This is a genomic window from Cryobacterium sp. Sr8 (assembly GCF_004403225.1).
GTDB classification, from domain to species: domain Bacteria; phylum Actinomycetota; class Actinomycetes; order Actinomycetales; family Microbacteriaceae; genus Cryobacterium; species Cryobacterium psychrotolerans.
The window spans coordinates 1-24,089 of the sequence record NZ_SOHO01000011.1 but is presented as its reverse complement, the minus strand read 5'-3'; the positions used below and the strand labels follow the sequence as shown (position 1 = coordinate 24,089).

Annotated in this window: 20 protein-coding genes and 1 pseudogene; 5 read left to right on the top strand and 16 right to left on the bottom strand. The window is 68.3% G+C overall.

Features of this window, described 5'->3' with window-relative positions; genetic code table 11:
- From E3T54_RS01220 to E3T54_RS01200, 5 genes are all read right to left on the bottom strand, one after another.
- Complete coding sequence (locus E3T54_RS01220; protein ID WP_092321365.1) at positions 1–453, bottom strand: DUF4383 domain-containing protein; 453 nt, start codon at positions 451–453, stop codon at positions 1–3.
- Positions 454–580: 127 nt separating this feature from the next.
- Positions 581–1,159, bottom strand: coding sequence for a hypothetical protein (locus E3T54_RS01215; protein WP_134474218.1), 579 nt, complete (start codon positions 1,157–1,159; stop codon positions 581–583).
- A gap of 42 nt (positions 1,160–1,201) precedes the next feature.
- Positions 1,202–2,449: an MFS transporter gene (locus E3T54_RS01210; RefSeq protein ID WP_134474217.1), complete on the bottom strand. Its 1,248-nt coding sequence runs from the start codon at positions 2,447–2,449 to the stop codon at positions 1,202–1,204.
- 113 nt (positions 2,450–2,562) lie between these two features.
- Positions 2,563–3,795 carry an alkaline phosphatase PhoX gene (locus E3T54_RS01205; protein ID WP_134474216.1) on the bottom strand — a complete coding sequence of 411 codons (1,233 nt, stop codon included), beginning with the start codon at positions 3,793–3,795 and terminating at the stop codon, positions 2,563–2,565.
- 84 nt (positions 3,796–3,879) lie between these two features.
- Positions 3,880–6,486 (bottom strand): cation-translocating P-type ATPase, encoded by a 2,607-nt coding sequence (locus E3T54_RS01200; protein ID WP_134474215.1) that lies wholly within the window; start codon positions 6,484–6,486, stop codon positions 3,880–3,882.
- A gap of 183 nt (positions 6,487–6,669) precedes the next feature.
- Between E3T54_RS01200 and E3T54_RS01195 the strand changes: the two genes are divergently transcribed.
- The 3 genes from E3T54_RS01195 (at position 6,670) to E3T54_RS17010 (ending at position 11,608) form a co-directional block, all read left to right on the top strand.
- Complete coding sequence (locus tag E3T54_RS01195) at positions 6,670–7,899, top strand: HNH endonuclease signature motif containing protein (RefSeq protein WP_166804786.1); 1,230 nt, start codon at positions 6,670–6,672, stop codon at positions 7,897–7,899.
- A gap of 243 nt (positions 7,900–8,142) precedes the next feature.
- Positions 8,143–9,369, top strand: coding sequence for a sugar ABC transporter substrate-binding protein (locus tag E3T54_RS01190; RefSeq protein WP_134474213.1), 1,227 nt, complete (start codon positions 8,143–8,145; stop codon positions 9,367–9,369).
- A 100-nt stretch (positions 9,370–9,469) separates the two neighbouring features.
- Positions 9,470–11,608 (top strand): ATP-binding cassette domain-containing protein, encoded by a 2,139-nt coding sequence (locus tag E3T54_RS17010; protein WP_092321358.1) that lies wholly within the window; start codon positions 9,470–9,472, stop codon positions 11,606–11,608.
- Positions 11,609–11,657: 49 nt separating this feature from the next.
- Here E3T54_RS17010 and E3T54_RS01180 read toward each other — a convergent pair whose 3' ends face one another.
- On the bottom strand, positions 11,658–12,599 hold the full coding sequence (locus E3T54_RS01180) for a lytic transglycosylase domain-containing protein (protein WP_241976993.1): 942 nt from the start codon (positions 12,597–12,599) through the stop codon (positions 11,658–11,660).
- Between the two features lie 258 nt (positions 12,600–12,857).
- On the opposite strand from E3T54_RS01180, the gene E3T54_RS01175 reads away from it, so the two are divergent.
- Complete coding sequence (locus E3T54_RS01175) at positions 12,858–13,481, top strand: histidine phosphatase family protein (protein WP_134474212.1); 624 nt, start codon at positions 12,858–12,860, stop codon at positions 13,479–13,481.
- On the opposite strand, the gene E3T54_RS01170 is transcribed toward E3T54_RS01175, so the two are convergent.
- Positions 13,468–16,533, bottom strand: coding sequence for a glycoside hydrolase family 38 C-terminal domain-containing protein (locus tag E3T54_RS01170; protein WP_241976992.1), 3,066 nt, complete (start codon positions 16,531–16,533; stop codon positions 13,468–13,470). The genes E3T54_RS01175 and E3T54_RS01170 overlap by 14 nt on opposite strands.
- Positions 16,534–16,657: 124 nt before the next feature.
- Here E3T54_RS01170 and E3T54_RS01165 point away from each other — a divergent pair, with 124 nt between their 5' ends.
- Complete coding sequence (locus E3T54_RS01165; protein ID WP_134474210.1) at positions 16,658–17,629, top strand: aldo/keto reductase; 972 nt, start codon at positions 16,658–16,660, stop codon at positions 17,627–17,629.
- 81 nt (positions 17,630–17,710) lie between these two features.
- Here E3T54_RS01165 and E3T54_RS01160 read toward each other — a convergent pair whose 3' ends face one another.
- The 9 genes and pseudogenes from E3T54_RS01160 to E3T54_RS01120 all read right to left on the bottom strand — a co-directional run.
- On the bottom strand, positions 17,711–18,064 hold the full coding sequence (locus E3T54_RS01160) for an MmcQ/YjbR family DNA-binding protein (protein WP_134474209.1): 354 nt from the start codon (positions 18,062–18,064) through the stop codon (positions 17,711–17,713).
- Entirely contained in the window at positions 18,061–18,579 is a 519-nt protein-coding gene (locus tag E3T54_RS01155) for an isoprenylcysteine carboxylmethyltransferase family protein (RefSeq protein ID WP_134474208.1), read from the bottom strand. Before E3T54_RS01155 ends, E3T54_RS01160 begins: the two co-directional genes overlap by 4 nt.
- Before the next feature lie 32 nt (positions 18,580–18,611).
- Positions 18,612–19,727, bottom strand: coding sequence for an EAL domain-containing protein (locus tag E3T54_RS01150; RefSeq protein WP_241976991.1), 1,116 nt, complete (start codon positions 19,725–19,727; stop codon positions 18,612–18,614).
- A gap of 26 nt (positions 19,728–19,753) precedes the next feature.
- Positions 19,754–19,903, bottom strand: coding sequence for a DUF1059 domain-containing protein (locus E3T54_RS01145; RefSeq protein WP_255452800.1), 150 nt, complete (start codon positions 19,901–19,903; stop codon positions 19,754–19,756).
- A gap of 116 nt (positions 19,904–20,019) precedes the next feature.
- The gene (locus E3T54_RS01140; protein ID WP_134474207.1) at positions 20,020–20,862 is read right to left on the bottom strand and encodes an alpha/beta fold hydrolase; all 843 of its coding nucleotides are present in this window, start codon (positions 20,860–20,862) and stop codon (positions 20,020–20,022) included.
- Between the two features lie 24 nt (positions 20,863–20,886).
- Positions 20,887–22,560 carry an alkaline phosphatase D family protein gene (locus E3T54_RS01135; protein WP_134474206.1) on the bottom strand — a complete coding sequence of 558 codons (1,674 nt, stop codon included), beginning with the start codon at positions 22,558–22,560 and terminating at the stop codon, positions 20,887–20,889.
- A 32-nt stretch (positions 22,561–22,592) separates the two neighbouring features.
- Positions 22,593–23,102 (bottom strand): nitroreductase family deazaflavin-dependent oxidoreductase, encoded by a 510-nt coding sequence (locus E3T54_RS01130; RefSeq protein WP_134474205.1) that lies wholly within the window; start codon positions 23,100–23,102, stop codon positions 22,593–22,595.
- 72 nt (positions 23,103–23,174) lie between these two features.
- Entirely contained in the window at positions 23,175–23,549 is a 375-nt protein-coding gene (locus E3T54_RS01125) for a cupin domain-containing protein (protein ID WP_134474204.1), read from the bottom strand.
- 313 nt (positions 23,550–23,862) lie between these two features.
- Positions 23,863–24,089, bottom strand: a pseudogene (locus E3T54_RS01120) (hypothetical protein); the annotation flags it as partial.

Below are 24,089 nucleotides of genomic sequence, written 5' to 3'. Positions count from 1 at the left end.
CTAGTCTGTGTCGCTGGTGCGGCGTTGGGCGCGCTGCTCTGCGGGCGCCATCGCGTCACTCGTCAGGGTCCGTTCCGCGGCCAGTGCAACCGCCACCAGCACAACGGCGCTCACCAGGTGCAGGTAGTGGTCGGCCGTGTTCAGGGCGAGGACGTTCATCGTCGTGTCCACAATGAAGAACCCGACGATGCCGACGACGAGAAGCAGCGCACCGACCGTGCCGTTGGCGATCTTCGCCGCCATCACTCCGGCCAGTCCAGCGATCAGCAGGGCGGCACCCAGGATCAGGTGGGCCACGTTGAGCAGCGGGTTGACCTCGAAGACCCCGATGAGCAATTCGCCGGACGTCGTCATGAATCCGACGGTGCTGGTCACTGTGAAGCCCCACAGGCCGACCAGGATATAGACCGCTCCGAAGATGATCCCGAGGATGCGGTTCGGGGATTTAAACATGAGGCGCCTCCTATCAAAGTCACGATGGATTCGTGAATATTCCGAGGAACACCCCCAGCATTCTCTCGGTTTGCGCGCCCCGCAAGCCCCCTGGCGACGATGCGTCCCGGCCGCAATGCGGCCGGCGTCAGTACTCGTTGTGGGCTGTGCCGTTCCGGGCGGAATGCGCCGCCTTCAGCAGGGCCAGGTTCACAAGCTTGAACACCTCGATGCGCTCGGCACGTCGCTCTTCGTAGTCGGGATCCCGCCGATCGATGGCCAGCCGGATGAGCCGTGCGGACACTGCGTCACGGATCTCCGCGCTGGCGGCCTGTCGGGCATCCTCAACGATGCGGGCGACCTGGGCGTCATCGGCGGCCACGGCGTCCAGGGCGAGGGCGAGCTTCTTGTGCACACGGCGCCGAAGCGCGAATTGACTGATGTCGGCTCGCTCGTCTTCGGTGAGCAGGTGCACCCGCCCGGACCGGGCGAGCACCTTCCTGAGCCCGCGCACGCGTTTGCCGTACTCCTCGTTCTGGCGTGCGAGCACGTGCAGTTCGTGCTGCGCCGCCCGGGCATACCTGGCCGGATCGTAGTCGCTGTGCTCGCGCAGGGCACCGACGATGATGGCGTTCTTCACTGCCATGCGCACCGCGGAAATCGCGATGAGCAGGCCTTCGTCGACAATGCGTCTGACGGGCGGCGGGGCGGCTTTCGAATGTGTCATCGGCAGGTCTCACCCGATCCTACTGCGCCGACACGGTGGGATTCAGTCCGGGGCGGGGACCCGCGCCAGCCGTCGTTGGCGTCGGACCACCGCGATGAGCAGCACCAGGGCGACCACCTGCGCCGGCACCGTGATCAGGCTCACCTGCGACGCATCCGGGTAGAGCGCGCCCGCGAACGCGGCGCCCGCGAAGGCGCCCGCGCCCTGGAAAACCGCGAACACCCCGTAGGCCGTTCCACGCCGAGGCGACGCCACGAGGTCGGCCACGAGGGCCTTCACCGTGGAGTCCTGGATTCCGGTGGCCGCGCCCCACAGCACAATGCCGGCCAGCACTCCGGCCAGCGACGGCGACAGGGTGAGCGCCGGGACAGCCGCTGCGAGCAGCGGGACCGCGAGCAGCACGGCGCCCCCGACGTGGTCGTAGACCCAGCCGCTGCCGAGCGCGGCCACCGCGGCCGCGAACATACCGACCGCGAAGACCAGCGGGACCGCTGCCAGCTGGACCAGGCCTGCCTCGGCGAGGTGGAACGAGATCACACCGAAGCCGACCAGCCCGAACACGCTCAGACCGGTCGAGAGCGAGAACAGCAGGAAGGTCAGCGGCAGCCCACCCTGCCCGGCCTCTGCCCGGCCGTTCGACCCGGCGGAGGGCTGTTCCTGCCCCGGCCCCACCTCGGGTTCGTAGACGCTCGGATCCGGCACGCGGCTTCGCATCCAGAGCAAAAGGCCCAGGGCGACCAGTGCGGGAACCGCGAGGATGGCGAACGCGGGCCAGAGCGTGCCTGTCGCCGCGATGATGGCGGCGACGAGGAGAGGACCGATGAAAGCGCCGACCTGGTCGATCAACTTGTGCACGGCGAACCCACGCCCGCGGCCCACCGCGCCGGCGGCGTAGGCCAGGAGCACTGTCTTCGCCGGGGTGCGCACCGCCTTGCCGGTGCGTTCGAACAGGATGAGCGCTGCGGCCACCGTGAGCCCCATTGCCCCCAGGAAGGGAGTGAACGCGAGCAGCGGCACGCTCAGCCCGGTGAGGGCGTATCCGCCGATCGTGAAGCCCCAGTATCGACGAGTGCGATCGACCAGGGGCCCGGAGACCAGGCGCAGGATGAACCCGAGCGCCTCGGCCGTGCCGGTCACCAGTCCCACCACGAGCGCTGTGGCGCCAAGCTCGCCCAGCAGGGGGCCGGCGATCGAGCGAGCGCCGTCAGCGACCAGGTCAACCGAGAGACTGACCGCGCCAAAACCGATCACGACCTGCCAGGCCGTCCACCGAGCCTGGGCTCGCGTCATCCGCAGCCTCCGTTCACCCGGCGAATCGCAACGGCAGTCTAGTGCGACGATCCCGGGCAACACGGGCGGCGGGACCGAGGCCCGCCGCCGGTGTCAGCGCACAAGAGGTGCTGCTAGTCGCGGGTGATCTTCCAGATGCCGTCGGCCAGCTCCTTGTCGGGGTGCTGCACCGACACGAACAGCTCCTTCGGGTTTTTGCCGAAGTAGATGCCGGTGGTCTCGGCGTGCTCATCCTTCAGCGAGGCGAAGAGTTCGACGCTGTCGGCCGAGCCGTCCTTGTCCAGGTCCTTGCCAGCCCGGTAGACGTCGCTGAAATCGTTGTCCTCGACGATCCAGAGCGCACCGTCGGGGCCGGCGGCCAGGTTGTCGGGGCTGTTGAGCCCGGTCACGCCTGCTGCCTTGTTCTCGACCGGTACGTTGTCGCCGGCCTGCACGAAGCTGCTCACGGTGAGCTTCTTCAGGTCGATCGCGACGACGCGGTCCTCGGACGTGTTCGCCACGTAGAGGGTCTGGCCGATGACCTGCACGTCCTCCGGGCGACCGAACTCGGTTGCGTTCGCGGCGTTCGACGCGGCATCCCCGTCGGTGCGGACCAGGTTCTGGTCGAGCGCGACCCACTCGAACGCGCCCACCTTGTCGGCAAATGTCGCAGAGTTCCACTTCTGGGCCGCATCCGTCAGGCCGGTGAGCTTGAGGGCGTACAGGCGGCCCTGCGAGAGGTCACCGCGGGTGGTGGGCACGAACTTGTAGATCGAGCCGCCGTTGAGTTCGTCGATGACGAAAACCGAGCCGTCGGACGCGACACCGATGCCCTCGTGACGCAGGGCTCCGAGTTCGCCGCGTTCTTCGATTCGATCGACTGTGGTCGGGTCCTTCTCGTTGAGGAACACCTCGAAGACCCTGCCTCCCTCGGTCTCCTCGGTGACAAGCAGGCTGCCCCAGGGGGTCCAGACGATGCCGTCGAGGCGGTTCCAGTCCGCGCGCTGAGCGATGACCTTCGACTTGCCGGTCTTGAGGTCGGTGACCCCGACCGCGCCGTTCGCGCTCACCTCGTAGGTGTTGAACAGGTAGCGGCCGGCCTGGGGTCCGGTCTCGTTCTGGGTGTTCATGTCGTGCAGGTCGTCGACGCCCGGGTAGACGTCCAGCCCGGTCTCGTCGCTGACGAGGCTCTGGCTGTAGCCCTCCGGCACCACGTAGGGCTCGGTCCAGTCGGAGCTGGCCTGGCCGTAGGCGGATCCGGCGATGGGGGTGAAATCGATTGGGCCGCTCGCGGCGAACGCTGCGGGGGCGGTGAAGCCGATGATGGCAACGGTCGCGAGGGCACTGACGGCAATCTTCTTGCGCAAGGCGCTACTCCTTTGAGGGGGGATGGATGCAACGCCCTCGAAGCTATTCGCGCAATCTGTCGTGCCGGGGTCGGTGGGCAGCCATCACGTGGCGCGGGAGTGAACACGAGGTGACCTGCGGCGAGCCTTGTACACCTCGAACCACGCCACCCCCGCGAAACCGGCGACGAGGGCGACCGCCCAGTCCCCGAGCCCGATCGGGCCGAGGTTGAAGGCGTCCCGGAGCGCCGGAACGAGCAGCACCAGCGCCAGGAGCGCACCGGCTCCCAGCAGGACCCACTTCAACGCCCGGTTGCGGCGCTCCCTGACGGTTCGCCAGATGGGCAGTGTCCACGACCGGTTCACCAGGATGAGCGCCAGGTTGCCGATCACGAGGGTGGCGAATGTGACCGAGCGCACGACGTCGTCGGGGCGGTCCCCGAGTACTGCCCACAGGTAGACGGCCAACACCGCCAGGAGGGAGGTCAGGCCCTGCACGGTGGCAATCGTGAGTACGCGCCGGCCGAACATGGGCTCGCCGAGGCCGCGCGGTTTCTGCTCCATCACCGCCGGGTCCGCCTGCTCCGCCTCGAACACCACCGAACAGGCCGGGTCGATGATCAGCTCGAGGAAGGCGATCAGCACCGGCAGGAGCACCAGAGGCCAGCCCTTGCCGGCGAACACCGGAATCAGCGCCATGCCGATGATCGGAACATGCACGGCGATGATGTACGACATCGCCTTGCGCAGATTGTCGAAGATGCCGCGGCCCTGGCGGATACCGCCGGCGATCGAGGCGAAATCGTCGTCGGTGATCACCAGCGCCGCTGACTCGCGGGCGACATCCGTGCCCCGGGCGCCCATTGCGATGCCGATGTCGGCTGCGCGCAAGGCGGGCGCGTCGTTCACCCCGTCACCGGTCATCCCGACGACCTCTCCGTTGGCCTTGAGCGCACGGATCAGCTGCAGCTTCTGCTCGGGGACCATCCGGGCGAACACGCTGACTGTGCGGATGCGACGGGCCAGCTCGGCCTCGTCCAGCTGCCGCAGCTCCGGCCCGGTGATGCAGCCCTGCGCGTGGTCCAGGCCGATCTCCCGCGCGATCGCCAGCGCCGTGCCCGGGTAGTCCCCCGTGATCATCACGGTGCGCACACCCGCAGCGGCGAGCTCCGAGACGGCCTCCGGCACGCCGGGTCGAACCGGGTCGTGCAGTCCGGCGAGGCCCAGGTATTCGAACTCGAAGTCGTGCTGCTGCACGGGGAGTTCGCTCGGGCCGCTGAAGCGGGCCCGGGCCACTGCGAGTACCCGCTGGCCGTTGGCCGTCGCAGCTTCGACCTGGTCGAGGAGCGCGGCCAGCCGCTCATCATCGAAGTGGCACAGGTCTGCGATGGCCTCGGGAGCGCCCTTCGCCGCGACCACGTACTCAGTGGGCCCGGCGTTGGTTTGCCCGGCATCGGTGCCGCCGGGCGCCCGCCACACGTGGGAGAGCGCCAGGAGGTTCTCGGTCAGCGGGTATTCCCGCACCAGGTCCCAGCCCGCGTGGGTGTGCGGGGTGTCGACGAGCACGGTTTCGGCCAGGTCCTGGAAGGCCCGATCCATCGGGTCGAAGGGGTCGATCGGCGAGGCGAGCTGGGCGAACTCCACGAGGGTGTGGAAGCGCTCGGGAAGGATCGGTCCGTCAAGCCGGTAAGCCGCCCCGTCCACGATCAGCTCGCGCACGGTCATGGTGTTCATGGTGAGCGTGCCGGTCTTGTCGACGCAGATGACCGTCGCCGAACCGAGGGTCTCGATCACGGCCGATCGGCGGGTGAGCACATGCTTCTTCGACATGCGCCAGGCGCCGACGGCCAGGAAGATCGTGAGCACGACCGGGAACTCCTCGGGAAGCATCGCCATGGCCGTCGCGATGCCGGCCAGCAGCCCTTCGAGCCAGTCGCCCCGGGTAAGACCGTAGATCACGGCGACGGCTGTCGCGGCGAGGAGCCCGATGACCGCGATGACCCGCACAAGCCGGTCGATCTCCCGCTGCAGCGGCGTGGGCTCCGTTTTGATCGTGCGCAGGGCCGTGCCGATGCGGCCCAACTCGGTGTTCGCCCCCGTTCCCAACACCTGCGCGACTGCACGCCCTTTCAGCACGAGCGTGCCCGAGAACACCCACGTGGTGGCGTCTCCGCCCGGCGCTCCCATCGCCGCGGCCGACGGGTCGGCGCCGAGGGCCGTCTTCCGCACCGGGACGGATTCGCCGGTGAGGGCGGATTCATTGACGGAGACGTTGACGCAGTCGAAAAGCACCGCATCGGCGGGAACCCGGTCGCCTTCAGAGAGCAGAACGAGGTCGCCGCGCACGACGTCGCGCCCGGCAATGCGCGTCTGCTCGCCGTCGCGGATGACCAGTGCACGCGGCGAGGAGAGGTCTCGCAGCGCCGCGAGAGCGTTCTCGGTCTTGCGCTCCTGATAGATGGAGATCGAGATCACGACGATGACGAACGACATCAGGATGACGCCGTCGAGCGGCTCGGCGAGGAGGAAGTTGATCGTGCCTGCGCCGAGCAGCAACAGCAGCATCGGCTGCCGGATCACCGCCCAGGCCTGCTGCACCAGGTTGCGCGGCCTGGCCGTGGGCAACTCGTTCGGGCCGTCGGCGGCCAGGCGCCGCTCGGCCTCAGTCGCGGTGAGCCCGAGCAGGGCGAGTGGCTGTGCCGGTCCGGTCATCGCCGCCACCCCTTCTTCGGCGCAGCGAACGAGTTGCCTGCCGTGCGCCCATCGTAGCCAGCCACGCGCACCGAGCTCCGGAATCCTGAGCTTCCTGTTCTCCACATCAGGCACTTGACCTGGTTATTCACTGGTTCAGCAACAGGCCTCATAATGTCGGTGGTTGCCCGTAATGTGACTGTCATGACAGCTTCGTTGATCGCCCAGCAGGAGGCCCGCGGTGTGCGTTTCGACGCCATCGCGGCCGCCGACCGGCAGATCGCGCAGGCGTTCGCGCGTCGCGCCGAACTGGTCGACGAGGCCCGCCGTTACGGCGCGGCCACCGCCGGGGACGCGCCCCGCGTTCCCGGGTCGCGCTGGGACGCCGCCACAGTGGCGGAACGCGAATTCGTCAGCGAACTGGCATGCACCCTCCGGGTGCCGCAGCGCACGGCCCAGACGCTGATTGCCGAAAGCCGCGCCCTCACCGAAGACCTGCCGGCCACCCGCGAAGCACTACAGAACGGAGAGATCACTTACCGTCACGCGCAAGTCCTGATCGGGCAGGCCTGGACGGTCCCCGACGAGGCCAAGGCGGCCTTCGAGGCGTCGCTGCTGCGCTCCGCGGGGCGGCTCACCGCGGCCAAGCTCAAGTACAACGCCCGGAAGCTGCGGGAGCGGCTGCACCCCGAGACGATCACCGCCCGGCACGAGCGATCCGTCGCGGACCGCGCGACGTACTTCCAGGCCGAAGCGGACGGGATGGCCTCACTCGTGCTCTACGACAGCGTCGACCGGGTACAGTCCGCGTACGACCGGGTCACCACCGCGGCCCTGAGCTTGCAGGGGCCCGACGAACCCCGCACGCTCACCCAGCTGCGAACGGATGTCCTCACCGACCTCCTGATCGACGGGGTCACCCCCTCCGGTCTCGGCAAGGGGATCCGCGCCACGGTCAACGTGACCGTCCCGGTCCTGACCCTGATGGGCCGCTCAGAGGAGGCCGGCCACCTCGAGGGCTACGGTCCGATCGATCCGGACACGGCACGGCGACTGGCCGCGGGAGCACCGAGCTTCACCCGGTTGCTCGTCCATCCGGAAACGGGGGTGGTGCTCTCGGTCGGCCGCACAAGCTACAAGGTCCCGAAAGATCTCAAACGCTGGCTCCGCATCCGAGACGAAACCTGTAGATTCCCCGGCTGCAACCGGGCCGCCGCCCACTCCGATCTCGACCATTCGCTCGACTGGCAGTTCCAGGGCAGAACGGCCCACGACAACCTCGCCCACCTCTGCCCCGGTTGCCACTCACTTAAGAGCGAGACCGGGTGGCGTCTGAAGCACCTGGGCGACGGACGGCTCGAATGGACCTCACCCACCGGACGCAGCTTCACCAGCGAACCAGGCACGGACCTGGCGACCGACCAGCCGAGGTAGCCTGCCATCTCCTTGCGAACAATGAACTTCGGGTCTAGACCGTGAGTCATAGGACAACGTTGACGAGCATGCCTGAATTGCCTGACATGTCCCTTGACGAGGTGTCCGGGAAAGGACCTCGTGATGCCGAGTCACCGGCCTCAGTAGCCAGCTGCCAGGTTCCTGACGTGTTCGCGTCCGTGGATCCTGTGTGCACACGCCGTCCTTTCGATCCCCCTGCAATCGCAACCAGAGGAAGGAAAGATGATGTTGAAACGTAAGAAGATCACAGCACGAGGCGTCGGAACCACCTTCGTTGCAGTCCTCGGCATCGTGGCGCTGGCCGCGTGTACAACGCCGAGCACGTCGCCCGGCCCGAGCGACACGGGCGGCGGGGGCGACGTTCCGGAGTTGAACGCGGAGTCGTTCACACCCGACTTCTCGGCCATGGAAGAGCTCAAGGGGCTTGCCTCAGAGGGCAAGGGCCTGATCGGCGTGCTGCTGCCCGACACGACGACCTCGGCGCGGTACGTGACGTTCGACGCCCCCTACCTGAAGCAGGCGTTTGAAGCCGCGGGGCTGGACTCCACCCAGTTCAAGATCGACAATGCGCAGGGCAGCGCGAGCACGATGCAGACGCAGGCCGAAGCCGACATCACGGCCGGGGCATCCGTTCTGCTCGTCGACGCGCTCGACTCCGGTTCGGGCGCAGCCATCGAGGCTGCCGCCACGGCCCGCGGCGTCAAGGTGATCGACTACGACCGCCTCGTCAAGGGCGGCGCAGAGGACCGCATCTATGTCAGCTTCGACAACGTCAAGGTCGGCCAGTTGATCGGTGAGGGCGAGGTGAGCTGCATTGAAGACTGGAAGGTTGCGAAGCCGAACATCCTGATCATGAACGGCGACCCGACCGATAACAACGCGAAGCTGTTCGCCGAGGGTTACAACGGCGTACTGAAGCCCAAGTTCGACAGCGGCGACTACGTCAAGGCCGGCGAGCCCGCCGGCACCTGGACGCCGTCAGTGGCGCAGACCACGTTCGCCCAGCAGTACACCGCCAACCCGAAGATCAACGCGGTCGTCACACCCAATGACGACAACGCCAACGCGGTGATCGCCTACCTGCAGAGCAAGAAGATCCCCGCGAAGACGTTCCCGACCACGGGGCAGGATGCGTCCCTGTCCGGTCTGCAGAACATCCTCAAGGGCTACCAGTGCGGCACGGTGTACAAGCCGATCTATCTGGAGGCGCAGGCCGCCGCGGCCGCCGCGATCTACCTGCGGGCGGGCAAGGAAGTGCCTGAGGGCCTGGTGAACGGCACCACAAGGGACGACACAGCGGGGACCGACGTGTCCTCGGTGCTTCTGACCCCGGTCTGGGTCACCGCCGAGAACATGGCCGACACCGTTGTCAAGGACGGAGCAGTGAGCGTGTCTGACCTGTGCATCGCACAGGTGAAGGATGCGTGCACGGAGGCCGGTATCAAATAGCACCCACCGGTGAACCCGGCCGCCCCCGGCCCTGACCCGGGAGCGGCCGGGCCACCGGCACGAACTGCTCGCCACACGAACTGCTCACCAGAGGACAATCGTGATTGCTGACCTGCAGTCGCCCTCGGCGGAACCCGACCCACCGGGCTCCGGCCCGCTGCTGCGCCTCGCGAGCATCGACAAGAACTTCGGGCCGGTGCAGGCGCTGGCCGACGTCACCTTTGAGGTGCCGGCCGGGCTGGTGACCGCGATTGCCGGCGACAACGGCGCGGGCAAGTCGGTGCTGATCAAGTGCATCGCCGGCATCTACGCTCCCGATGACGGCGAGCTCCTCTGGGAGGGCAAGACCGTGCGGTTGAGCTCGCCGCACGAGGCCGCCGAACTGGGCATCGAGACGGTGTACCAGGATCTGGCCCTGTGCGACAACCTCGACATCGTGCAGAACATGTTCCTCGGCCGAGAGCGCCGGCGACACTTTCTGCTCGATGAGGAGAGCATGGAGATCGCGGCCCGCGAGACCCTCAGCAGCCTGGCCGTGACGAGCGTCCGGTCGATCAGGCAGCCCGTCGCGTCTCTCTCGGGTGGGCAGCGCCAGTCCGTGGCGATCGCGAAGTCGGTGCTGTGGAACTCGAAGCTCGTCATCATGGACGAGCCGACCGCTGCTCTCGGCGTCGCCCAGACCGAGGTCGTGCTCACCCTGATTCGCCAGCTCGCCGACCGTGGCCTCGCCGTCATCGTCATCTCACACAACATGAACGACGTCTTCCGGGTCGCCGATCGCATCGCCGTGCTCCGCCTCGGTCGGCTGGTTGAGGTCCAGCCCGCTGCGCAACTCGACCGGCAGATCGTGGTCGACCTGATGACCACAGGCGCGTCGGACCGGGTCCGGCCGGCAGCCGCACCGCGCGCGCAACCGGAGCATTCGATACCGGCCCCGTCGAAGACGGCTCCGGCGGCCGTCGGCCTTCCCCGGGAGGAGCCCACGACCGCAGCAGCCACTGCGGCCGGTCACAAGACCGCGCTCGCCCTGAATCCGAATATCGCCACGTCCTTGCCCGAATACGTCCGTGGGGCAATGTCCCGGGTTCGCGGCGGCGAAAGCGGTGTGCTGCCGGTACTCGGGGGCCTGCTGCTCATCTCCATCCTGTTCCAGTCCCTCAACCCGAACTTCCTGACCCCCGGCAACATGGTGAACCTGCTCATCCAGGGCTCCGTGTTCATGCTGCTGGCGATGGGCCAGGTCTTCGTGCTGCTGCTCGGCGAGATCGACCTGTCCATCGGCTATGTCGGCGGGGTGGGCGGCGTTATCATGGCCGAACTGCTTCGAGAGTCGATGGGCTGGCCGTGGTGGGCGGCGATCGCCGCCGGTTTGCTCACCTGCGCCGCGATCGGGGTGCTGCACGGAACGATCATCACCCGGCTCGGGCTGCCGTCGTTCGTCGTGACGCTCGCCGGGCAGCTCGGCTGGCTGGGCGTGATGCTGATGATCCTGGGCAGCGGCGGCGTCGTGACCATCAACGACGACGTCATCAACAACATCGCCAGCGGCAACCTCAGCCCGCTCACCAGCTGGATCGTGATGCTCGTCATCGCCGGTGTGTTCAGCGCATGGACCTGGCTGCGCGACGCCCGCCGGCGGAAGAGCGGACTGGTCGCACCGCCGGCCAGCGTCAGCGCCCTGAAGATCGCGGCCGCGCTCGCCGCCGGTGTGGCCATCGTGCTGCTCTGCAACACCAACCGCGGCACGCTGGTCGAAATTCGCGGCGTTCCCTGGGTGCTGCTCGTGGTCCTCGGTGTGCTCGCGGCCTGGACGCTGCTGCTCGGCCGCACCCGGTTCGGCCGCTACGTCTACGCCATCGGCGGCAATGCCGAGGCCGCTCGTCGCGGCGGAGTGAACCTGGCACGCATCCGCACACTCGCCTTCATGCTCGCCTCGTTCACCGCCGGTATCGCCGGCATCGTTTATGCGTCCCGGCTGCGCTCGGTGTCAACCTCGTACGACGGCGGCACGCTGGTGCTCTACGCGGTGGCGGCAGCCGTCATCGGCGGCACCAGCCTCTTTGGGGGGCGAGGCAAGGTGCTGCACGGCGTGCTGGGCGGGCTGGTGATCGCGGCGATCGACAACGGCATGGGCCTGCAGGGCTACAGCGCGCCGGCCAAGTACGTGGTCACCGCCCTGGTGCTCGTCGCCGCGGTGACGATCGACGCGGTCGCCCGCCGCGGCCGAGGCCGAACCTGAACAGGCCCGCGAACACCCGACCCGCCATCACGCGGGCCGGGCAGTCCGGTTAGTACCAGCCCACCGACTCGGAGTGGTCCCAGGCGGCACAGGGTGTGCCGTAGCGGTCCGCGATGTATCCCAGGCCCCAGGTGATCTGCGTGGCGGCGCTGGTCTGCCAGTCGGAGCCGGCGGTGGCCATCTTGCTGCCCGGCAGCGCCTGCGGGATACCCGTGGCTCCGCTCGAGGAGTTATAGGCATTCACATCCCAGCCGGACTCCCTGTCCCAGAGAGGCACGAGGCAGCCGAACTGGTCGGCACCCCAGCCATATTTGGAGGCCATCAGGTCTCGGGCGATGGCCTGCGCGCCGCTGGGATTGGTCGGAGCGGACGGGCGAGACGCGGAGGCAGCCGGCGCTGCGGCAACCGCTTCGGCCGCTTTCGCCGCTGCCGCCTGTGCTGCGGCAGCGTCTGCGGCGGCTTTCGCGGCCGCTTCGGCAGCGGATTCTTGCGCGGTCGTGCGGTCGACCACGGCCGTCGCGGCCGTCAGCGTCGCGGTTTCGGCTTTGGTGTTGTCGACGAGCTCGAAGATCTGCTCAGGGTAGAGCTTCGGGAAGTAGGCGAGTGAGGCGACGGACGCGGTCAGCGCCGTGGCATCCGACTTGCCCTTCGCCGCGGTCATCGCGCTCTTGGCGATGGTCAGCGTGGCTGTGGCGCTCTTCTCGGCGTGGGCCCGCAGGACGCCGTCATAGGAATCCAGCTGCTCGGCGTGGGAGCCGGTGCTTGCCGCGAGGGCCGCCGTGGCGGCGATGCTCTCGCTTTGCGCCGCAAGCGCGGGCTGCAGCACGAGGCCGTTTCCGACGAGTGCGCCGACGGCGATGATGGCGCCGGCCAGCACGGTGCCGCGGCGGGTGCGGCGGAGGCGGGTGTTCTTAATGCGATTTTTGCGGGTTTTGCGGGTTTCGGTGACGCTGGCGGACTTTCGGGCAGACCAAGGAAATGAGTTTTGCATGACTTTCACAGAGCGAACCGGCTCGTGCTCGGGTGGCCAGGCGGTTCTTGTTAGACGATCCACGGGCGGGGCTCCGCGCGGGCGAAGTTCCAAGTATGCAAAGCGTTTCTGCACGTGTCCCCCTGTTTTTCTGTGAATGTCCTCCCAAAACGCGGGCATCGCGGGCAACCGTCACGTTCGACGTCGTTCGCACGAACCCGCTGCACCCGGCCGGTCTGCGGGAGCGCACGGCGCGGCGATGCCTATGCTGGAAGGGATATGAGGCTCTTCCTGATCCGCCACGGCCAGACTCCAGCCAACGTTCTCGGCCAGCTGGACACGGCGCACCCGGGTCCCGGCCTGACCGAGCTTGGGGCGCGCCAGGCGGCCGTGATTCCGGATGTCCTTCGCGAGGAACCGATCGACGCCATCTTCGCGTCGACGCTCCAGCGCACGCAGCGCACGCAGCTCACCGCGAAGCCGCTGGCGACCGACCGGCGCCTCGAGGTTCAGGTGGCCGACGGACTGCACGAGATCGAAGCCGGTGCCCTCGAGGGCCTCAGCGACCGGGCATCCGTTCGCACCTACATGGAAACGGTCTTCGCGTGGGGCGCCGGCAATCTCGACGCCAGGATGCCCGGCGCCCTGGACGGGCACGCCTTCTTCGCTCGGTTCGACGCCGACATCGCCAGCGCGGCATCCGACGCCCGGACCGCGGCCGTCTTCAGCCACGGGGCGGCGATCCGCGTCTGGACGGCGGCCCGCGCCCAGAACATGCCGCCGATGTTCGCCGGAACGAACGACCTCGTCATCACGGGAGTGGTGGAGCTGACCGGCTCGCCGCAGGCGGGCTGGACGCTCGTCGCCTGGGCCGGATGCCAGGTGGATCCTATTCTTCGGTGAGCCGGGAAACCCGCAGGGTGACGATCTGGAAGGCGCGGAGCACGAGTCGCACGTCGGCGCCCGCTGCCGCCCTCACCGCAACCGGCGCGACCGTCCGCTCCAGCAGGTCGGTCTCGACGATCCGCGTCGCCGGGAAACCGAAGCTGACGCTGCCCTCGGCCCGGGCTCCGCGCGCTTCGTACAGTCGCACGATGACGTCGCCGGACCTGTCCTCCGCCAGTTTGACCGCCTCGACCACAATCGAGGCGCAATCGCTCACCACGACGGGTGTCACGGACGTTCCGCTCACGTCGCGGAGCGGAAGGTTGATGCGGTAGCCCTGCTTGGCCGCGCCGAGCACGTCGGGCGTCATGCTGATCGACGTGCGCAGCACGTGCACCCCCTGGTCTGCGCCGGGGTCGGGGAACGTCGGCGCGCGCAGCAGGGACTCGCGCACCGTCGTCGTGGTGCCGCCGCCGGTGCTGCTCCGGCTGATGTCGTGGCCGTACGTGGAGTCGTTGGCGACGGCCACTCCGAAGCCGGGCTCCCCCACGAACACCCACCGGTGGGCGCAGGTCTCGAAGCGGGCCGCATCCCACGACGTGTTCTCATCGGTCGGCCGGTAAATGTGGCCGAACTGGATTTCGGAGGCTGCCCGGTCGGCGTGCACATCCAGCGGAAAGGCCAGCTTCAGGAACTTCTGCCGTTCGTGCCAGTCCACCGTGGTGACGATCTCGAGCGCGGTCTGGTCTCCGGCCAGGGTCAGTTCCTGGGACACGGTCGAGGACCCGAAGCGGCGACTGACGCGCACGGTCGCGTGTCCAGCGTGCCGCGACACCAGCTCCACCGAGTCGGCCTCCAGCAGATCGACGCCGTTGCGCTGGTAGTGATCGTCGATGTCCCACGCGTCCCACTGCGTCGGCGTGTCCCGGAAGAGCTGGAGAACGTTGCCGGGCTTTCCCTCCGGCACAGCCTCCCTCCCGGTCCCGAGGTCCACGAGGGACACGAGCAGTCCGCGGGCGTCGATCGCCACCCGGATCGCGTCGTTCTCGAGCACGAACCCGCCGTCCCGGGCGTCGACGCGAACTCCCCCGGATGTCCCGCGCGGGCCGGCCGACAGGGCGGCCACCCCGCACACCGGGAACGGCGACGCGTTGAAGCTGACCGGCATGGCGCCGATGGACCCCGGCGCATCCGGGCCCGCGGCATTCTGGCGGTTCAATGCGGCGAGCGCCCGGGAAATCAGGTCTTCCAGCTCCACCCGCACGCCGGCGTACGCGGCCTCGGCCTCCTGGTGCACCCAGGCGATGGAACTGCCGGGGAGGATGTCGTGGAACTGGTTCACCAGCACGGTGCGCCAGGCAGCCTCGAGCCGATCGTAGGGGTAGACAGCCCCCGTGCGCAGGGTCGCCGTCGTCGCCCACAGCTCGGCCTCCCGCAGCAGGTGCTCGCTCCGCCGGTTGCCGGCCTTCGTGTTGGCCTGCGAGGTGTACGTGCCGCGGTGGAATTCGAGGTAGAGCTCGCCGGACCACACCGGCGGGGCCTGGTAGCTCGCTTGCGCCTCTTCGAAGAACGCCCGCGGCGTGGCCATCCGCACGGTGGGCGAACCCTCCAGTGACTTCGTTCGCTCGGCGGCCGCGAGCATCTCGCGTGTCGGTCCTCCCCCGCCGTCGCCATAGCCGAACGGCACCAGAGACAGGTTCGAGGCGCCCTTCTCGGCGTACTGGCGTTGCGCCCGGGCAAGGTCCTGACCGGAGAGCACCGAGTTGTACGTGTCGACCGGCGGGAAGTGGGTGAAGACGCGGGTGCCGTCGATGCCTTCCCAGTAGAACGTGTGGTGGGGCATCGTGTCGGTTTCGTTCCAGCTGATCTTCTGCGTCAGGAAGTACTGCGACCCGGCGGCGGCAACGATCTGAGGGAATGCTGCCGTGTACCCGAACGAGTCCGGCAGCCACACCTCCAGCGGTTCGATGCCGAACTCGCGCAGGAAGAACGCCTTGCCGGCGATCAGCTGGCGGGCGAGCGCCTCGCCGCCGGGCATGTTCGTGTCCGATTCCACCCACATGCCGCCGACCGGCACGAATCGGCCCTCGATCACCCGCTCGCGGATGCGCTCGAATAGCTGGGGGTAGTGCTCCTTCATCCAGGCGTACTGCTGCGCGGAGGAACACGCGAAAATGAATTCCGGGTTCTCGTCCATGAGCGCAAGCACGTTCGAGAAGGTGCGGGCGCACTTGCGAATGGTCTCCCGCACCGGCCAGAGCCAGGCCGAGTCGATGTGAGCGTGCCCGACGGCGACGATCCGATGGGCGCTCGCGTAGGCGGGCTGGGCGAGCACCGGGGCCAGGATGGCGCGGCCGAGGCCTGCCGTACCGCTCACGTCGTCCGGGTCCATCCGGTCGGTCACCGTCTCGAGCGCCCGGAGGATGTCCGCGGTGCGGGGAAGGTCGGCGCCGAGTTCCTCCATCAGGCCGAACAACGTCCAGATGTCCTGTTGGAGTTGCCAGACCCGGGTGTCGAGCAGGGCAGCATCCATGCGGCGCAGCCGGTAGATCGGCGCTGTCCCCGCCGTGGCCTTGTCGCCAACGGGAGTGGGCCGGAACTTCCAGTTGCTGCCGACATCCGGGTTGGAAGCGGCTTCCACATACACGTCCACGACACCGCCCGGGCCGAGCGGCAGCGGTACGAAGCTGTTGCAGGGCTCGATCGCCTTCAGGATGTTCCCCGCCGGGTCGAAGACCAGCCCCTCGGCCTGGAACCCGGGCTGGCCGGAGAGGAACCCGAGGTCGACGAGCAGCTCCGTGCGGGTGTCGAGGCCGCCCCATCGGGACCATTCCTCGGGAACCGTGCCGGTGACGTGGAACCAGGTCGTGCCCCACGGCTTCCCCCACCTTCGCCCCACCGCGAACGGCGTGAACGCCTGGCGCCGGGCCTCCGCGAAGGGCACCGGCTCATCCGGCACTTCCCAGGCCGACACCACGAGGGGTGCGGACGCGCGGTAGACGGCGGGAGCCACCCGCTCACTGACAAAGCGACGGATGCGGGCCCGGATGAGGGTCGAGTTGTCGTGCACGGCGGGCTCCTTGCGATGGGACTCCGTGTGGCGGGTGTCAGGCCCCAATGAACACGAAGATGAACCCGACCGCAAGACCCTGACCATTCGACACGGGGCGGCCTCGCAGCGCATGCTGGGGAGCATGCAATACACATCCCTCGGCCGCTCCGGCCTGAACGTCTCCCGACTGTGCCTCGGCACCATGAACTTCGGTGGCTGGGCCCCGGAACCCGACGCGCACGCCATCATGGACGCCGCCCACGGTTACGGCATCAACTACTTCGACACGGCCAACGTCTACGGCGACAGCGCCGGCAAGGGCGGCACGGAGACCATCATCGGCAATTGGTTCGCCCAGGGTGGTCAGCGCCGCGAACGCACGGTGCTCGCGACCAAGCTGTACGGAACGATGACCGACTGGCCCAACGACGGCAGGCTGTCCGCGCTCAACATCCGCCGGGCCCTCGACGCCAGCCTGACCAGGCTCCAGACCGACTACATCGACGTCTACCAGTTCCACCACATCGACCGGGAGACGCCGTGGGATGAGATCTGGCAGGCCATGGAAACGGCCGTCGCGCAGGGCAAGATCCTCTACGCCGGAAGCAGTAACTTCGCCGGCTGGCACATTGCCACCGCCCAGGAGGAGGCCCGGCGTCGCAACTTCACCGGGCTGGTCAGTGAGCAGTCGATCTACAACCTGCTGACCCGCGACATCGAGCTGGAGGTCATCCCCGCCGCGGTGAGCAACGGGCTCGGCATCATCCCCTGGTCGCCGTTGAACGGCGGACTGCTCGGCGGTGTCCTCCGCAAGGAAGGCGAGGGCAAGCGACGCCTGGAAGGCAAGGTGGCAGAGGCTCTCGCGACCCACCGCGACGCGATCGAGACGTACGAGAGCTTCGCCGAGGAACTCGGCCACCCGCCCGGCGACGTCGCACTGGCCTGGCTGCTCCACCAGCCGGCCGTCACCGCACCGATCGTGGGGCCACGCACGACCGATCAGTTGGCCGCTGCCGTGCGATCGCTGGACGTCACCCTCGACGCGGATGCCCGCGGCCGCCTCGACGAGATCTTCCCCGGCCGAAAGACCGCGCCCGAGCACTACGCCTGGTAGCCGTTCACGGTGAGTTGCGGAGAAAGTACCCTCAATTCCGAAACGAAGGTACTTTGTCCGCGACTCAGTGCCCGAGGCGACTCAGCCCCGAGGTGGCTTCGGCCGCACGAGTGCGTGGCTCTCGCGCAGTAGTTGCTCGACCAGCTCGTCCGGGGGCGCGCCCTCGCCCTCGCCGCCCAGCACGATCGTGATCCAGTGCTTCTTGTTGAGGTGGTAGCCGGGCGTGATCTGCCCGGGGAACTCCTCCCGGAGCGCACGGCTGTCCTCCGGATCGCATTTCAGCGAGACGGTGAGCGGCTCCGCGGCCAGGGCGGTGAGGGCGAAGATCTTGCCGTTACCGCTCGTCTTGAACACGCTCGTTTCCCCGCCGAACGGGAACGTTTCGATCGCCTGCGGCAGGCTCAGGCAGAACTCGACGAGGGCATCCGGGGTCATGGAGTCGAGCCTGGCTGGTCGCGCCGGCTGTCGCGCGGGTCAGGTCGAGAGGGCGGGCGCAGCCGGCCGGCGCCGGGCACGAAGCGGCCGACGCGAGCCCCGTAGTCGCGATAGTCCGGATGCTCGGCCACGAGCATCCGCTCCTCCCACCGCGTCTTGGCCGCCAGCAGCAGCACGAGGGCAAGCCAGGCCAGGATGTGCCACACCGACGCGCCGAACAGCGCGAGGCCGAGCCCGCCGGTCATCAGCCCCGTGTAGATCGGATTCCGGATGCGGCCGTACACACCGCTGGTGACCAGCAGGGCGTGCTCCCTGGGGATCGGACTGGCCGTCAACGCCGGCCCCAGGCCCCTCAGCCCCAGGACGGCGAGGATCGCACCGGCCAGGCCGAGCACGATCGCGGCGGCGAGGACGCCGGCGTTGACGCTCCACAGCGACCCGTGGGGCAGGAAGATGAGCGCCGCGAGCAGCAGGAGCTGCACCGACACCAGGCCGATCGCGAGGGCACGTTTCATGGCTCGAGTGTATGTCCCGGGAGATCCGCCCGTCAGTGGCCCTCTGCTGCGAGGGCCGTGATCAAGCGTTCCAGGCGCACGATGCCGGTGAAACGGCCGGCGTTGTCGGTGGCGAGGAGCGGCTCGAAGCGGACGCCCGGATCGCGCGTCATCGCCCGGCCGAGGGCATCCGTCACCGGGGTCTCGAGGTTGACCCGGAGGCCGGGGCTGACCACGCCGAGATGCGACGCGTCGGCCTCGAGCACGGCAAGGGGGCTGCTGTGCTCGTCGAGCAACACGACGGCGCGGAGTTTGGGGTCGGCCACGAAGGCAGCCGACGCATCGGACACGCTCGTGGCCGTGGGCACGATCTCGAGGAAGTCGCGGATGACGCGGGTCTTGCCCGGCACCGCCCGCGTCGCCAGGCGAATCGCCACATCCTCGTCGATCCCCACCCAGGCCGGGGCCGGCCTGGCCAGGCAGTATCCCTGCACGAGGGGAATGCCGAGCGCGACCAACGCGTCGAGTTCCTCGAGCCGCTCGACTCCTTCGGCCAGCAGCCACGCGTCGACGCGGCCGGCGAACGTTCCCAGCATCTCGACGAGGGCGCGCTTGGCCTCGTCCCGGTCGATGTCCTCCACGATCGCGCGGTCCAGCTTGATCAGCGAGGGCCGGAGGGAGAGCAGGTGTCGCAGCCCGGCGTATCCGGCGCCGGCGTCGTCGACAGCGATCAGGGCGCCGGCTGAGCGCAGGAGGTCGAGGTCGGGTTCGAGGGCCAGGTACGACTCGATCGGCGCCTGCTCGGTCAGCTCGACGATGAGTCCGCCCAGGTCACCCTCGTCGCGCCAGACGCTGCGCACACTCTCACGGGGCAGCAGATCCGGCGACACGTTGACCGTGAGGAAGCAGTTCGTCGGCATCGTCGGGCGGGCCCGCAACGCGGTGCGCAGGGCCATGACTTCCAGGTCTTCGGCTATACCGTGCGTCCGAGCCGCCCGGAACCAGGTCTCGGGGTTGCGCTCGGAGTAGCCGGAGAACCGGGTCAGGGCCTCGTAGCCGACGACCGAGCCCCGAGCCGTGTCGACGATCGGCTGGTAGAGCGTCGAGATGCCCTCACCGCGGCAGGCAGCAGCCAGCATCTCGGCCCAGTCGGGCCGGGCGGATCCCACGCCGGCGTCCGGATGCCCCGCCGACACTAGACGACCGGTGCGATTGCCGCCCGCCCGGCCTGGGCCATCGTCGATGACACCTCGACCAGGCCGTGAGTCGAGGCAGCATGCGCTGCGACCTGGAACATGATCTCGTCCTCGGTGGTGCACACCCAGCGAGCTTCACAACCGGGCACGACATCTCAGCACGCAAATGACTTCATAGCTCCCGGCACTAGCCGAGCACCGCCTCCCGGCCGTGTCATTCCGCGGCCCCCAAAGTGCCGCGTCGGTCGCGAGGACTGGCCGGCGGCTACCGGGCCAGGAAGGCCAGCAGCAGGCTGTTTACCTCGTCCGCGTGGGTCCACAGCATCCCGTGCGGGGCTCCGGCGATCTCCGCGTACTCGGCGTCCGGGAGGGCCGCGTGGAACGGGCGCCCCGTGGAGTCGATGGGCAGGATTCGGTCGCTGTCGCCGTGCGCGATGAGGGTGGGCAGGTTCACTTCGCGGATCTTCGCGAGGTCGGGACGGAAGTCCTCGTACCAGGTAGGCACAACGGCGTAGGCGGCGATGGCCGCACTTGTCGCAGCAACGCTCCAGCTGCCGCGGACGGCTTCCTCACTGATCCGGCTGCCGAGGTTCTCGTCGAGGTTGTAGAAGTTCTGGAAGAAGTCCGTGAACCAGGCGTAGCGGTCGCCCTTCGCCGCGGCGGCGATGCCGTCGAAGACCTCCTGCGGCACACCGGACGGGTTGTCATCGGTCAGGAGCAGGAACGGCTCCAGCGAGGCGAGGAAGGCGAGCTTCGCGACGCGTTCCGCGCCGTAGGTGCTCACATAGCGGGCCAGCTCCCCCGTGCCCATGGAGAACCCCACCAGCACGACGTCACGGAGGTCGAGCGTCGTCAACAGGGTGTTCAGGTCGGCCGCGAAGGTGTCGTAGTCATAGCCGACGGTGGGCTGGCTGGACGCGCCGAATCCACGCCGATCGTAGGTGATCACCCGGTACCCCGCCTCGAGGAGCGCCCTCGACTGCCTCTCCCAGGAATGGCCGTCCAGCGGGTACCCGTGGATGAGCACGACCGCCTGGCCGGTGCCGTGGTCCTCGTAGTAGAGCTCGATCTCGGTGCTGTTTTCCTGCCCAACGGTGATGAATGCCATCTGGAGCTTCCTTCTCTTCTTGGGTCACGCGGAGCCTCGGCGCCGAGGCGCCACGGTGAGCGCGGCGAGTTCTTCCACCCGCGGATGCAGCTGGTCACCGTCGTGCACGACGCCGGACACCCACCACACTTTCAGACCTTCGGGAGTGTCGGCAAGGGTCGCCAGGCAGTTTTCGAACCAGGGCCCCTTCATTCCCGCCCAGTGGAACGGCGGATCGGCGACCCCGGCCGAGCGGGCCAGCAAGGCGCTCAGCCGGGTTGCGATCCCATAGGAGAGCACGGCGGAGAAGGATCGCATGGCCACGGGCAGCGGGTTGCGGATCGGCGAGCACACGGCCTGGATGATGCGGCTTCCCGACGCCCTCTGCACCTCGGCAACGTAGGAGTAGTGCACGTCCCCGGAGAGGAAGGTGACGGTCTCCGGGGCGCGGCCTCGTTTGCCGTCGGCGACTTCCTCGGCCATCGCCGCCACCCGGCGGAAGCTCTTCTGGAAGGCCCCCCAGTGCTCGAGGTCCAGCGCCTGGCGGAGCCGTTCGCCGACGCCCGCGACAACCCTCCCCCAGGCGCCCTCGGAAATCGCCTCGTTCCAGGACTCCATGTGGTGCAGCCCGGTCGGGAGCAGGAACGGCAGCGACGTCCCGATCAGGAGGTGGCGGAATCCACCGCGCATCCGACTGTCCAGCCAGGCAGTCTCCTCCTCATCGAGCAACGCTCGCCGCTCCGGCGCGAGCTCGCGCGCCGCCCGGGAATCGACGGCGATCAGGCGAACCTCACCGAAGTCCCGGCAGAAGCTCCAGCGGTAGACGGTCGGCTCCCGGTCGCATCGCTCGGCGAACTCGTCGAGCACGGAACTCAGGTCCAGCTCGGCCTCGCCCTCATGCGCCGCGATCCGCCGCCAGATCGCGTCGTCGGCTCGCTGCCGGGGCGAGAGGTTGCCGAGGTGCTGGTAAACCCAGTACGAGGCCAGGCCGGCCACGATCCGTCCGTGCCACCAAAATGTCTCCTCCATGGTGCGCTTCCAACTGAGCGAGGCGTTCCAGTCGTCGCGCACATCGTGGTCATCGAAGATCATCGCGGTGGGCACGGTGCTGAGGAGCCACCGGTTCGCCTCGTCCGACCAGGCCAGGTTGTAGAGGTGCGCGTATTCCTCGTAATCCGCGAGCTCCTTGCCCGGCGGCTCGCTGATGTCGCGCCTGGCGCGGATGAATTCCTGCATGGCCTCGCTGGTCAGGTCGGCGTACACCTGGTCGCCGAGGAAGAGCACCAGATCCGGCCAGGACAGGGATCCGTCGTTCGAGGCCATCTGCAGCGCATACGCCCTCAGGGCATCGACGCCGTGCGTGCGGTTGCCGCCCTCGTCATGCGGCACGCTGGTGCGGCAGGACCCGAAGGACATCCGCAGCGGCCGGCCCTCTCTCAGGGTGGCAATGACGGATGCCGGAAACACCGTGCCGGCCGCGGGCCAGGCATCCGCCCCCGCCACCTGCACCGTGTAGGGCGTGACGGTGCCCGGTGCCAGGCCGTTGACCTCGACCAGGGCGTAGTGGTGCCCGTGCACGGCGAACGTGCGCGCCGCCCAGGACCGGTTCCCCGCGTTGACGACGACCGTTGCCGACTCCCGCGTCTCGCACCAGATGCTCGCGGACACGTCGTCGACGTACCGCAGCATGGGCCCGAGCACCAACGGCGACGTCGTCATGAGGTAGTTTTACCGCTCAAACACGGCTCTGGCTATGCCTTGCCTGTGCCCGGGCGCTCCCGCACCGGCCGGAGCCGGAACAGGCGCACGACCCGGCCCGACTCCCGCTCGTAGTCACGGTAGCCCGGCCACTGCCCCTCGATCCGGCGCCACGTCTCGTCCCGATCGGCGTCGTCGATCAGCGTGGCCCGCACTGGCAGGAGCCGGCCGCGCACGCTGATGGCCGCATCCGGGTGCGCCAGGAGATTGTAGGTCCACGCCGGATGTCGCCCCCTGGCGAAGCTCGTCCCCGCCACGATCGCGCGCCCGTGCCCGTCGGGGGTGTACATGAGCACCGTGTCGCGCGCGAGACCGGTCTTCGCGCCGGTCGAGTGGAGTACCAGCGACGGCACGAGCATTCCGCTGAGTTGCACCCGGCCCCGGCTCAGGCGCTTCAGCAGCCGTTCGATCGGGGGCATCGCTCGCGGCGCAACGAGGCGGAAAAGTCGCGTGTGGGTGAACGGCGCAATCGCCGAGCGGACGACGTGCAGGACGAAGGGCATGCGCCCATTCTGACCCCGCCCGCACAAAGCGCCCGGATGCCGCGGCCGCGGCATCCGCGCGAGCGGTCCCGGCTACCGGGCCGGGACTCCGTACTGCGCGGCGCTGGCGAACTCGATCCCGACGAACGCCTCATCGCCCACGACATGGGCGTCATGGCCCGGCGGGATCAAGTAAGAGTCACCGGCCTTGATGGTGGCTCGGGTGCCGTCATCCAGCACCGTTTCAAGGGTCCCCGCGACGCAGTAGCCGACATGCAGGAGCCGGCAGGAATCGGTGTGCACGACCGGCTTGATGCACTCCGACCAGGCCCACCCGGGCTCCATCGTCATCCGGCCGATCGTGTACTCACCGAGATGGTTGAGGTCCAGGTTGGTCTTCTCCGGCGCGCGACGCTCATCGGGAGCATCGAAGGACTTGACCTGCAACGCGGACATCGTGTCTGACATGACTTCCTCTTTTGACTCTGGAAGGGCCGATTGGCAGGAGCTCCGGGCACGCGGCCCACCGGGCGTGGACGGCCTGAAATCTTCAGAATAATCCTCCCGAAGAGGGCGCGGTAGGGCCAGGCGCCGTCGGGAGTGCGCCCTAGTACTACAGTCGCGTTTATNGTTTATGGGGTGTGTCCGCGGGTTCGATAGTGATGTCGTTTCGCGGTTTGTTGATGTCGGCGTCGTCAGCGTGAGCGGCTCAGGACGCGTTCGGGGTTCGCTGGCTGGGTGAAGACCAGGCAGACGAGGAGGTGCCTGATTTCGGGCAGGCTCAGGGTGATGAGGTCGCTGTCGTCTGGATGTTGGCCCCCTTTTTTGACCGGGTCACGGTCAGGAACGCGTGGGCGAGCATCGAGAGGGTGATATGCCGATACCAGCCGGTGTATTGCCGCACCTGGTAATGATCCAGGCCTGTTTGGCCTTTGCTGGTCTGGAAGCTCTCCTCGATGGCCCAGCGGGCTCCGGCGGCCCGGGCGAGGTCTGCCAGGGCAACACGTT